The 11755-nt window shown below is 72.3% G+C and carries 9 protein-coding genes; 5 read left to right on the top strand and 4 right to left on the bottom strand.

Annotated elements, in window-relative coordinates:
- Positions 1–115: 115 nt before the first annotated feature.
- Together IDM40_RS02095 and IDM40_RS02090 are read right to left on the bottom strand one after the other, a co-directional pair.
- Positions 116–1519, bottom strand: coding sequence for an MFS transporter (locus IDM40_RS02095; protein WP_193120166.1), 1404 nt, complete (start codon positions 1517–1519; stop codon positions 116–118).
- Positions 1520–1527: 8 nt separating this feature from the next.
- A complete protein-coding gene (locus IDM40_RS02090; RefSeq protein WP_193120165.1) occupies positions 1528–2352 on the bottom strand; it encodes a glycerophosphodiester phosphodiesterase in 825 nt (274 codons plus the stop codon).
- Positions 2353–2926: 574 nt separating this feature from the next.
- Between IDM40_RS02090 and IDM40_RS02085 the strand changes: the two genes are divergently transcribed.
- From IDM40_RS02085 to IDM40_RS02070, 4 genes are all read left to right on the top strand, one after another.
- Complete coding sequence (locus IDM40_RS02085) at positions 2927–3289, top strand: Rv3235 family protein (protein WP_193120164.1); 363 nt, start codon at positions 2927–2929, stop codon at positions 3287–3289.
- 110 nt (positions 3290–3399) lie between these two features.
- A complete protein-coding gene (locus IDM40_RS02080) occupies positions 3400–5301 on the top strand; it encodes a S9 family peptidase (protein WP_193120163.1) in 1902 nt (633 codons plus the stop codon).
- 511 nt (positions 5302–5812) lie between these two features.
- Positions 5813–6826 (top strand): C40 family peptidase, encoded by a 1014-nt coding sequence (locus tag IDM40_RS02075; protein WP_235997245.1) that lies wholly within the window; start codon positions 5813–5815, stop codon positions 6824–6826.
- A 45-nt stretch (positions 6827–6871) separates the two neighbouring features.
- Positions 6872–7045, top strand: coding sequence for a hypothetical protein (locus IDM40_RS02070; protein WP_193120161.1), 174 nt, complete (start codon positions 6872–6874; stop codon positions 7043–7045).
- 84 nt (positions 7046–7129) lie between these two features.
- On the opposite strand, the gene IDM40_RS02065 is transcribed toward IDM40_RS02070, so the two are convergent.
- A complete protein-coding gene (locus IDM40_RS02065) occupies positions 7130–8290 on the bottom strand; it encodes an NAD-dependent formate dehydrogenase (protein ID WP_193120160.1) in 1161 nt (386 codons plus the stop codon).
- Positions 8291–8678: 388 nt separating this feature from the next.
- Here IDM40_RS02065 and IDM40_RS02060 point away from each other — a divergent pair, with 388 nt between their 5' ends.
- Positions 8679–10439 carry a glycosyltransferase gene (locus IDM40_RS02060; RefSeq protein ID WP_328806912.1) on the top strand — a complete coding sequence of 587 codons (1761 nt, stop codon included), beginning with the start codon at positions 8679–8681 and terminating at the stop codon, positions 10437–10439.
- A gap of 85 nt (positions 10440–10524) precedes the next feature.
- Here the strand turns inward: IDM40_RS02060 and pstS are convergent, their stop codons facing one another.
- The gene (gene pstS / locus IDM40_RS02055; protein WP_193120159.1) at positions 10525–11670 is read right to left on the bottom strand and encodes a phosphate ABC transporter substrate-binding protein PstS; all 1146 of its coding nucleotides are present in this window, start codon (positions 11668–11670) and stop codon (positions 10525–10527) included.
- Between the last annotated feature and the right edge of the window lie 85 nt (positions 11671–11755).

Here is an 11755-nt window from a genome sequence, read left to right as displayed (position 1 = left end):
GCGCGCTCCAGTATCGCCGCGGGAGACGACAGAACGGGACGCCGGCGGGTGCCGGGGCCCTCACGGGTGGCGGAGGCGGCGGGCGCCCGGGGCGGGGTCTCGGACGCCGTGGTCCTCACAGGTGGCGGGGCACCGTGTTGCCGACCGCCTCGATCCCCGCCTTCAGGTTGGTGCGCCACAGCAGGACGGCGCCGATGACGAAGAAGATCAGCAACGAGAAGATCGCCGTCCGGTACCCGCCGGTCAGGTTCACCACCAGCGCGATCGTGGCCGAACCCAGCAGCGTCGAACCACGGTCGGCCAGCTGGTACAGGCTGAAGTACTCCGCCTCGCGCCCGCGCGGGATCAGCAGCGAGTACAGGGCGCGCGCCAATGACTGGGTTCCGCCCAGGACCGTGCCGATGCCCAGGCCCAGCAGCACGAACAGCAGCGGTTCACCCGGCGGCAGGAAGTACCCGGCGGTGACCAGCGCGCACCAGATCACCAGGCTCACCAGCACCGTGTTCTTGGTGCCCACCACCCGCGAGATGCGCCCCATCAACAGGGCCCCGGCGAAGGCGACGAACTGGATCATGAGGATCGTCGCGCTGAGCACCGTCAGCGACAGCCCGAGGTCCTGCGTGGCGAAGTTGCCCGCGAAGTAGATCGCCGCCTGGATCCCGTCGTTGAAGAAGATGAACGCGACGAGGAACAGCAGCGTGTTCGGGTAGTTGCGCATGTCGCGCACGGTGCGGGCGAACTGCTTGAGGGAGGCGCCCACCTTCGGCCGCCCCGGCTGCTGCGCCAGTTTTCCGTACCGGTTGCGCAGGGGGCGGATACCCAGCACCGAGAAACCGAGCCACCACACACCGACGGACGCGAACGCGATCCTCACCGCCTCGGCGTCGCCAATCCCGATGTCCGGCGCGAACGTCACCAGCCCCAGGTGGAAGGTGAGCAGGACCGCCCCGCCCAGGTAGGCCAGCGACCAGCCCGTCACCGACACCCGGTTGCGTTCCTCGGCAGTGGCGATCTCGGGCAGGAACGCGTTGAAGACCACGATCGAGAGCCCGTAACAGACGTTGCCGATGACGAACAGCAACGACGTGAGGCGGTAGTCGTCGGTCAGGTACAGCGAACTGACCGCCACCGACCCGCCCGCGGCCAGCCAGAACAGCCAGCGCTTCTTGTGGCGGGTGTGGTCGGCCAGCGCACCCACCAGCGGCAGCAGCAGCACCAGGATCAGCACGACGCCCGTGGTCAGGGTGGGGTGCAGCGCGTTCGGGTGCAGGCTGATCCAGTCGACCCCGAGGGGATGGATGCGCACCGACGGGTCCAGGCAGGCGTCACCGTCCGACGCCCCCGCCGCGTCGCACGCCAGCCCCGACAGGTAGGGGCCGATCAGGACCGTGACCACCGAGGTGATGAAGACCTGGTTGGCCCAGTCGTAGACGTACCAGCCGCGCTGTTCGCGCCGCCGCTGGGCCGGGTCCGGCGACGGGGTGTTGCCGACCTCGCCGTCGGGGGGAGCGGAGGACATACGGGGGGTCAACCTCTCTGGAACGGGTCCTGGTCGGGGCCGGCCGCCGCGGGCCACTGGCCGCGCCTGATGAGCAGCTCGCGCAGGGCGGCGGTGTTGTCGGTGACGATGCCGTCCACGCCCGCGTCGAGCAGGCGTTCCATCACCGCGGGTTCGTTGACCGTCCACACGTGCACCTGCATGCCGGCGCGGTGGGCGGTGTGAATGACGTCGCGGCTGAGCACCGGGAAGGAGCCCTGGCGCAGCGGGATCTGCGCGCACGCCGGCACCCGCGGGGCCAGGCCCGACAGGAACGGGCTCAGCGAACCCAACCGGAGCCGCACCACGTCCAGGGGCCCGCACGAGGTCGCCACCCGCGGGCCGACCAGGCGGCGGACCCGTTCCAACCGGGCCTGGTCGAAGGAGCCCAGGCACACCCGGTCCCAGGCGTCGGTGCGGCGCAGTGCCTCGACCAGGGGCTCCACCGCGGCGTCGGCCTTCAGGTCGATGTTGAACCGTGCCTTGGGCCACGACCCGAGCATGTCCTCCATGAGCGGTACCGGTTCGCGCCCGGCCACCAGGGCCCGGGACACCTCGCGGTGGGGCAGGTCGCCGATCGCGCCGGTCCGGTCGGTGGTGCGGTCCAGGGTCGCGTCGTGGAAGGCCATGAGCACGCCGTCGGAGGTGGCGTGCACGTCGGTCTCCAGGTACGTGTAGCCGAGGTCGACCGCGTGCTGGAACGCCGCCGCGGTGTTCTCCAGCTCGGTGCTGGGCTCGCCCCGGTCGTCGGTGAGCCACCCGCCCCGGTGCGCGAGGGCCACCGGGACGGGGGCGGAGAGGTACGCGTGTGTCACGCCTCGCAGTATGCCGGTTCCCCGGCCCGCGCGCGGGCCCGGCCCGGCCCACACCGGTGACGTCGCGATGAAAAAACCTGGCATGCCAGGTGACCAATCTGCCCGCCCGGATGCTCTCTGTACGGGTGGAGGCGACACCCCCACCGGAAAGGGACCGGCCATGACCCACCCCTCCCGCCGCGCCCGGAACCACGCCCAGCCCGACGTTCCTGAACCCACCACGACCCCCGCACCCGATCCCTCTGCCACCGCACGTGCCCGCGGGCGTGTGGTCACACCTGCGCGTGCTGCCGGCTGCACGCCCCGCACGGCCGACCGGTCCTCGGCCGAATCGACGGAGACCGTCACCGCCAGGGCCGGTGCCTCCACCGACGGCTCCGAGGGGCCCGGCCCGTCCAGGTCCGGTCCGAGCACCCCCGATGCCGGAGGCCAGGTCCCGGAACCCCGGGGCGTGCCTGCCGGTGCGGGCACGCCCGGCCGGCCTTCGGCTGGGCCGGCAACGGCCGCGGCCGGACCCGGTGCCCCGGCGGCTGCCGACCGGCGTACCGCAGGGGCAGGGCGGGCATGTCACGGCATGCCCGGGGCGCCGCGGGCGCGCCTGCGCGGGCACCGCACGCCGCCCGGCGTGTGCCGGCTCGCGCAGCAGATCGCCGAGGTTTTGGTGGGCCAGCGCACCCCTGAGTCGCTCAGCCCTGCGCTCACGGTGCCCGTGCGCGAACAGCTCCGCACCCTGCGCAGCGGTCTGGCCTGCTGCACCGCCCCGCGCCTGGACAAGGTCTTCCACCAGAGCCCCGCGCCCCACCAGGTCGAGGCCAGCGCCGTGGTCGGATGCCGGTGCCGCCGCCGGGTCTTCGCCTTCCGCGCCGTCACCCACCAGGGCCGCTGGGTGTGCTCCCAGCTCGAGACCGACCTGCGCGCACCCCGCGCCCGCCGCTGACCGCCCACGAAACCCCTGGCACCGCGGGTCTGCGCGTCGATAGGCTGACGCGCCCCAGCACACCGAAGGAGGAGGCCGCCGGCACAGTGCGCCGCTACGGCCGACCACACATGAAACCTGCCGACCTCACCCGTCTGCACAGCATCGGCGCGCCCACACTGTCGCCCGACGGCACCCGCGCGGTCTTCGCCCTCACCCGCCCCGACCTCGAGAAGGACACCTACGCCGGCGGCCTGTGGACCGTGCCCACCGACGGCTCCAGCCCGCCCCGCCCCCTCACCCGCGGCGAGCACGACTCCGTACCGGTCCACTCACCCGACGGACGCTGGATCGCCTTCCTCCGCCCCGACTCCGACGACCGACCCCAGATCCACGTCCTGCCCGTCGACGGCGGCGAACCCTGGAAGGTCACCGACCACCCCCTCGGCGCGTCCGCCCCCGCCTGGAGCCCCGACTCCACCCGCCTCGCGCACACCGCCCGCGTCCCCGACGAGGGCCGCTACACCGCCGGCACCGAACCGGGCAAGGAACCGCCCCGCCGCATCACCACACTCAAGTACCGCCTGGACGGCCTCGGGTTCCACCCCGACCGCCCCCAGCACGTGTTCGTCACCGCACCCATCGACCCCGACGGCGAGCCCGGCACCCCCGTCCGCCTCACCACCGCCCGTGCCGACCACGCCGCACCCGCCTGGAGCACCGACGGGACCGAGGTCCTGTTCACCGCCGCCCTGCACGAGAGCGCCGACACCGACCTGGTCGAGGACGTGTGGGCCTGTGCCCCGCAGGAGGGCGCCGCACCGCGCCGACTCACCCACGGCCGCCTCTCGGCCGGCGCCGCCTTCCCCGCGCCCGACGGCACCCAGGTCTTCCTGACCGCGAGCGGCCTCGGCGAGCACGACCGCGACTTCGTCGGCCGCACCGATGGCCTGTGGCGCGTGCCCCTCGACGGCGGCTCCGACCCGGTGCGCCTCACCGATGAGGAGGACGGCCCGCACGTCCTCCTGCAGCTGCACGTGCTCGACGACGCCGTGCTCCTGCGCACCGACCGCCGCGGCGCCGTGCACCTGCTCCGGGTTCCCCTCGACGGCGGTGACCCCGAGACGCTCGTGGGCGGGCCCGTCCAGACCCAGTCCTTCGACCACCGCGCGGGCGTCACCGTTGCCGTGGTCGCCGACGGCCGCAGCAGCGGTGAACTCGTGCGCGTGGGCCCCGAGGGCGCCGTCCCCCTGACCTCCTTCATGGAGCTGGAGGCCCATCCGGTCACCGAGCTCACCGCCCGCGCCCCCGACGGGCACGAGGTCCACGGGTGGGTCGCGGTTCCGCGCGGGGAGGGGCCGCACCCGGTGGTCCTGATGATCCACGGCGGCCCCTTCGCCCCCTACGGCCACCAGTTCTTCGACGAGACCCAGGTCCTGGTCGGGGCCGGGTACGCGGTCGTGCTGTGCAACCCGCGGGGGTCCTCCGGGTACGGCATGGCGCACGCGCGGGCGATCATCGGCAACGTCGGGGAGGTCAGCGCCGTCGACCTGCTGGCCTTCCTCGACGCCGCTCTGGAGGACGAACGCCTGGACCCCGCACGTGTCGGGGTGATGGGCGGCTCCCACGGCGGGTACATGACCACGTGGATGGCGGCCCACCACGGCGACCGGTTCCGCGCCGCCATCCCCGAACGGGCGCTGACCTCCATCGACAGCTTCGAGGGCTCCTCCGACATCGGTTCGCTCTTCCCACACCCGCTCTACGGCCCGCCGGAGGGCTGGGAGCGCCAGAGCCCGCTCGCGCACGCCGACCGGATCGAGATCCCGACGCTCATCATGCATTCGGAGCAGGACTGGCGCTGCCCGGTCGAGCAGGCCCAACGCCTGTACGTGCGGTTGCGGCGCCGTCGTGAGGACACCGAGTTCCTGCTGTTCCCGGGGGAGGGCCACGAGCTCTCCCGCTCGGGGCTGCCCAGCCACCGCATCGCCCGGTTCGAGGCGGTCCTGGACTGGTGGGCCCGCCACCTGTGAGCGGCCACCGGTGAGGTCCCGGACCTGGTCGGGGCGGTCGTGACAATCCTGTCCGGCCGCCCCTTCCCGTTCCCGGTGTGAGTCGGACCACTCCCGGGGCGGTGTTTGGTGCGGCATTGGTCGGGCACGTGCGCGCGCACAGCCCCCGGAACACCGGAGCTCGCGCCCCTCGGCGGCCCGCCCACCACGTCGTGGCAGTTCAATACCGGTTCAGCGCAAGGTCACGATCGGGTCGCGTCCGGTCCGAGGGGTGGCTTAGGGTTCCCCTGAGCCGGTTCGACACCTTTTGTTCCCACCAGGGGAGCAACGTCCGGTTCGCCGTTGCACTCTGCTCATTGTTCGTCTTTTCCCAGGAGCAGAGGCCGGCGCAGCAGCCCGATCGTCCGCGGCCCTTCTTCCGTGCGCCGCCGTCGGGACCCCCTCCCACACATCCCCGGCCACGCCTGTCGCCAGGCGTGCCTTCGGGATGCCCTGCGCCGGTAGACGGATGTGGGAGAAAGGCAGCGGTCCCTTGACTCGCAACCCCGAGACCGGTTCCAGCGCGAGCCGCCGTTTCGCCACCGTCGGAACCCTGGCCCTGGGTACGGTCCTGCTCTCCTCCGGGGTCGCCCTGGCCGACCAGACCGAGGAAGAGGCCAGGGAACGCTACGAGCAGCTCCAGGAGGAGCTCTCCACGCTCAACGAGGCCTACAACCGGGCGCAGGAGGACCACGAGGCCGCCGAGGCCGAGGTGGCCGACCTCGAGGACCGTGTGGAGGAGGCCGAGGAATCCCTCCAGGAGATGTCGGGCCAGGTCTCGCTCATCGCACAGAGCGCCTACACCGGCACCACCCACAGCCTGCCCGGCGTGCTCTTCGACAGCTCGCCCGACCAGGCACTGCAGAACATCGCCGACCTCGACTTCCTGTCCGTGGGCCAGGAGGCGGTGCTCTCGGACTACGTCGACGAGCTCGACCGCTCCGAGCGCCTGCTCGCCCAGGCCACCGAGGCCGAGGACCGCGCCGCCGAGTCCCTGCAGGAGGCCGAGACCTCCTTCGAGCAGGGCGAGGAGGCGCTCGAGGAGCAGGAGGAGGTGCTGGAGAGCCTGGGCGGGGTCGACCCGACGTCCTCCGCCTCGCCCACCGGGGGCGGCGGAGGCGGGGGTGCCGAGGCGGCCGCCTCCGGTGACGTGCAGGCCGTCCTGGACTTCGCCCGCGACCAGATCGGCAAGCCCTACGTGTGGGGTGGCACCGGGCCCGACGGCTACGACTGCTCGGGTCTGACCCAGGCCGCCTGGTCGCAGGCCGGCGTGGACCTGCCGCGGACCACCTTCGACCAGGTCAACGCCGGAACCCAGATCTCACGCGACGAGGTCGAGCCCGGCGACCTGCTCTTCTTCTACGACGCCGCCTCGCCCAGCCACGTGGGCATCTACTCCGGCAACGGGCAGATGATCCACGGCTCCAACCCCTCCAAGCCGTTGGAGGAGGTCGCCCTCGCCGACTACTGGGACGGCGTCTTCACCACGGCCGTGCGCGTGGGCTGACCCGGGGGTGTCCACATCCGGCCACGGGCACGTATTCTTCCCGTTATGGGACGAGTACTGCTGAAGGTCGGCGCGGGTGTGGCCGCCGTCATCGCCTTCTTCTGGCTGTTGTCGGTGATCATCGGCCTGCTCGTGTGGGTCGTCATGATCGGCCTGGTCGTCGGGGTGGTCTACCTCGGCGTGCGCATGCTGCGCGAGGGCTCCGACACCCGCGGTTGAGGACCGGCCCGCGTGGCCGGACCGGACCCCGGGGGCGCGTCGCACACCGTGCGGCGCGCCCCGCGCCGTTCCCGGGAGGCGGGATCAGGCCCTGGCCCCGCCGGTGCCGTAGGCGCCGGAGAGCCGGCCCGCCTCGACGATCAGGTACTCGTCGCGGATGGGCTCGCGGTCCAGCCAGTTCTCCAGGATCTCCCGGGTGCCGGCCGCGTAACGCGCCTGTGCCGACAGGGTCGCCCCGGACACGTGGGGCGTCATTCCCTGGTGGGGCATCGAGCGCCACGGGTGGTCGCTCTCCGGCGGCTGCGGGTACCAGACGTCGCCCGCGTACCCTGCGAGTTGTCCGCTCTCCAAGGCGCGCACGACCGCGTCACGGTCGCAGATCCGTGCCCGGGCGGTGTTGACGATGTAGGCGCCGCGCTTCATCCGCCCGATGAGTTCTTCGTCGAAGAGCCCTTCGGTCCCGGCGTGCAGGGGCGCGTGGATCGACACCGCGTCGACGCTCGTGGCGAGCGACTCGGCGTCGGGATGGTAGGTCAGGCCGAGCTCCTCCTCGACCTCGCGGGGCAGCCGCTGGGGGTCGGTGTAGTGCAGGTCGAGGTCGAAGGAGTGCAGGCGGCGCAGGACCGCCAGTCCGATGCGGCCGGCCGCGATGACACCGACCGACATGCCCTCCAGGTCGTAGGCCCGCTCGGTCGAGTCGGCGATGTTCCAGCCCGCCTCGTCGGTGACCCACCGGTGTGAGGGGATGTAGTTGCGGACCAGGGACAGGATCTGCATCACCGCGTGCTCGGCGACGCTGATGCTGTTGGAGTAAGTGATCTCGGCGACCGTGACCCCCTTCTCCCTGGCGGCGTCGAGGTCCACGTGGTCCGAACCGATGCCGGCCGTGACGGCCAATTGCAGCCGCTCCGCCTTCTCGAGCCGTTCGGCGGACAGGTAGGCGGGCCAGAAGGGTTGGGAGATCACGACGTCGGCGTCGGGGAGCTCGCGTTCGAACTCCGAGTCGGGCCCGTCCTTGTCCGAGGTCACCACGAGCGTGTGGCCGTTCTCCTCCAGGAACCGGCGCAGACCCAGTTCGCCGGACACGCTGCCGAGCAGCTCACCGGGGGTGAAGTCGATCGTGCTGGGGTCCGGGGCTCCCTGGCCGTCGGGGTACCGGTCGATGGTGGGGATGTCCTCGCGGGCGTAACGGCGCGGGTGGCCGTCGACGGGGTCGTTGAACAGGACGCAGAGAATCTTCGCCATGGGTGCAACCTTTCCGGGGTGTGCGGGGCGTCGTCTCCGGTGTCCTCCGGTGTGTTCGGCCTTACCACCGGAGGGCTTGGGTGCCCGGCTACCCGATGTGGCCGCGCTCGACTCGCTGTCCGGGCGATGGTCTTTGCCCTGTCCGCCGGCGCCCCACCTCCGTTCTTCCGGGGCCGGGCAGGGGTGTGCCGGGGCTGCGCTGCCGTGGCGCGGCTGGCGTCCGGCTGCAGTGCTCCGCGGTGGGAGCGGGGCAGGTGCCCCATCTCATGCACGTTCTCGTCGCGCCCCGGGGCGTCGGGTGGTGGCTGTGCCGGCTCTGCGGCGCATGCGCGCCACACCTGGCCGTGCATCACCGTCCGGTCCGGGCGAAGACGGCTATAGTTACTCTGTGTCACTCAATAAGTACGTAGGGTCTCAAGTCGACGGGGTCTCCCGCCGCGGACGGGTCGAGCGGGTCACCACCCGCGTGCTCGGCAACGACTGGGGAGCACTGACCCCACCCGCCCTCGGGAGCTGGACACCACGCCTGCCGGTCAGCGTCGTGCTGCCCGCCCACGGAGGCCAGCACCGCCTCGACCTCGCGCTGGCCTCCCTGGCCGCCCAGACCTACCCCGACGACCTCATCGAGGCCGTCGTGGTCGACGACCACTCCGTCCCGGCGCTGCGCCTGCCCCACACCCGGCCCGCCAACACCCGCCTGGTGCGCACCCCCGACGGCGGCCACGGTGCCGGGTACGCCCGCGCCTACGGGGCCCACACCAGCACCGGCGAGATCCTCCTGTGGATGGACGCCGACATGATCGCCGACCCGCGCTTCGTCGAGGCCCAGGCCCGCTGGCACCACGTCCACCCCGAGTGCGTCACCCTCGGCCGCGTCCGCTTCGCCGGCCACACCCCCGACGACCCCGACACCCTGAGCGGCCTCCTGCGGTCCGGAACCCTGCACCGCACCCTCGACGACGGCCGTCACCACGCCTGGGTCGAACGCCGCCTCGCCGACACCGACGATCTCCGCGAGGCCGACCACCTGGGCTTCCACGCCTACGTCGGCGCCGCCGCGGGCCTGCGTCGCGGCCTGTACGAGGTCGCCGGGGGAGTGGACCCCGAGCTCGACCTCGGGCAGGACACCGAGTTCGCCTACCGCCTCTGGCAGGCCGGGGCCGTCATGCTCCCCGAACGCGCCGCCACCGCCTGGCACACCGGCCCAGGCGAGACCTTCCGCACCCGCCTGCCCTCCGAGCGCTTCCGCACCAAGGTCCTGGCCGAACTCATGCCGCACCCGCACACCTACCGCGAACGTGTGCCCGACGACCGGCGCCGCGTCCCCCTCGTGCACGCCGTCGTCGACATCGCCGGCGCCCCCTACGACCTGGTGCGCGGGTGCGTGGACCGGCTCCTGGACAGCGCCGAGACCGACCTGCTCATCACCCTCGTCGCCGACTGGGAGAGCCTCACCGCCGAGGACCGCGAACTCGACGAGCTCGGCCTCGGACTCCGCCTCATCCAGGCCAACTACCTGCGCGAACCCCGGATCGCCTTCGCCTCGGCCACCCCGCGCACCGCCTTTCCCGCACCGTTCCTGCTGGAGGTCCCCGTCGCCTGGGGCATGGGCCAGGTCGCGCTCTCCCGCCTGCTCGCCGGTGCCGAACGCTCCCGCGCCGGCCTCACCGAACTCTTCCCCGCCACCACCGCCACCACCGGCCCCGGCGTGCGCCTGTGGCGCACCCGCGCGCTGGCCCGCGCCCTGCGTGTGCGCGAGGAGGGCGAGGACGTCGGCGAGGTCGTCTCCGCCCTGCACGGGCGGTACCGCATCCACGCGGGGGAGGAGACCCTCACCGACCTGTCGCTGTACCGCGCCGTCCCGCCCCTGCCGCGCCGCTCGCCCGAGTCCCGGACCGAGAACGGCGACCGCGACCAGGACGGCCACGATCCGTTCGACGGGTTCGGGGAAGAAGGCGACGGCGGCCCCGGCGGGCTCGACCACGAACCGCCCGAGGAGGAGGGCCGCGCCGGCCCGGACGAGCACGGAACCCCGCCCCGCACCCCGTTCCTGCGCCGCCTGGGCGCCTGGATCGGCGAGTGCTGGCAGCGCATCCGCGAGGCCCACGGGGGAGGCCGCACCGACGGCCGGGACACGGGCGGCCGGTGACGGCACCACGGACACACAGAAGGGGGCGTGCCCGCCGGGCACGCCCCCTTCCTCACGCAGTCCCCGTCCGGGGCCGCCGCAGCGATCAGCTCTGGCCGCTGATCGCCCCGATCGACTCCATCAGGTCCTCGCGCAGCGCGTCGTTGACCGGGGAGGAGTCGGTCTCCTCGGAGGCCTCCTGCTGGCCCTCCTCGCTCACCACGTACTGCAGGAACGCCTTGACCTGCTCGGCCTCCTGCTGGTCGGGGTACTCCAGGCAGGCCGTCTCGTAGCTGACCAGCACGATCGGGTAGGCGCCCTGCTCGGTCGTGCCGTAGTCCAGCTCCAGACCCAGGTCGTACTCGTTGGCGTTGTCCTCGCGGCGCGGGGAGTCGCCGACCACCTGGGCCGCGCCCTCCGGGCTGATGTCGACGAACTCGTCACCGACCCCGATCGAGGCGGTGTCCAGGCCGTGCAGGTGCGACATCTCCAGGTAGCCGATGGAACCGTCGGCGCGCGAGACCGTGTCGGCCACACCGCTGTTGCCCTGCGCCGACTCCTGCGGCTCGCCCGGCCACTGGCCGCTGGGCTCGTGCTCCCAGGCGTCCGGGGCGGCCTCGGACAGGTAGTGGGTGAAGTTCTCCGTGGTCCCGGACTCGTCGGCCCGGCTGACCTGGGTGATCTCCAGGTTCGGGAGGTCGGCGTCGGGGTTGTCCGCGACGATCTCCGGGTCGTCCCAGTGGGTGATCTCCTGGTCGAAGATCTTCGCGATCGTGTCCGGGCGCAGGTTCAGGTCGTCCACGCCCTCGATGTTGAAGACCACGCCGACCGCCACGATGTAGGCGGGCAGGTTCACGGTGTCGGAACCGTCACACCGCTCCAGGGCCTCTTCGTTCTCCTCCGGCTCCATCGCCGTGTCGGTGCCCGCGAAGGCCACCGAACCGTCGATGAACTGGCTCCGGCCCCCGCCGGAACCGATCGAGTCGTAGTAGATCTGCGCGTCCTCGCAGGCGGCCTGGTAGCCGGCGATCCAGGTCGCCATGGCGTTCTCCTGGGCGCTGGAACCCGAACCTGCCAGGTTCCCGGAGAAGCACTCCAGGTCGTCGGGGACCTCCGGGGCCGCACCCTGGGGCACCGCGTTGTCGCTGCCGCAGGCGGTGGTCGCCAGCAGCAGCCCTGCCAGTGCGGCCGCGGCCGCACCCTGGTGGACGCCGCGCCTGTGCGCGCGCGAGCGCTTCTTGGACGGGAGCACGACTGCTTCTATCCCCTTCGTCGGTGAGGTGTCCTTGCAGGTGACGGAACACCGTCGAGAATTCAATCATCAGCGCCCCAGCACC

The sequence above is a fragment of the Nocardiopsis coralli genome (assembly GCF_014892575.1).
Classification (GTDB): domain Bacteria; phylum Actinomycetota; class Actinomycetes; order Streptosporangiales; family Streptosporangiaceae; genus Nocardiopsis; species Nocardiopsis coralli.
Note: the sequence above shows the minus strand (reverse complement) of the source record. Positions and strands in the feature narration are given on the sequence as shown.

Coding starts and splice junctions, on each gene's coding strand:
- IDM40_RS02095 (WP_193120166.1), bottom strand. CDS start 1,519: ATGTCCTCCGCTCCCCCCGACGGCGAGGTCGGCAACACCCCGTCGCCG.
- IDM40_RS02085 (WP_193120164.1), top strand. CDS start 2,927: ATGCCCGGGGCGCCGCGGGCGCGCCTGCGCGGGCACCGCACGCCGCCC.
- IDM40_RS02080 (WP_193120163.1), top strand. CDS start 3,400: ATGAAACCTGCCGACCTCACCCGTCTGCACAGCATCGGCGCGCCCACA.
- IDM40_RS02070 (WP_193120161.1), top strand. CDS start 6,872: ATGGGACGAGTACTGCTGAAGGTCGGCGCGGGTGTGGCCGCCGTCATC.
- IDM40_RS02065 (WP_193120160.1), bottom strand. CDS start 8,290: ATGGCGAAGATTCTCTGCGTCCTGTTCAACGACCCCGTCGACGGCCAC.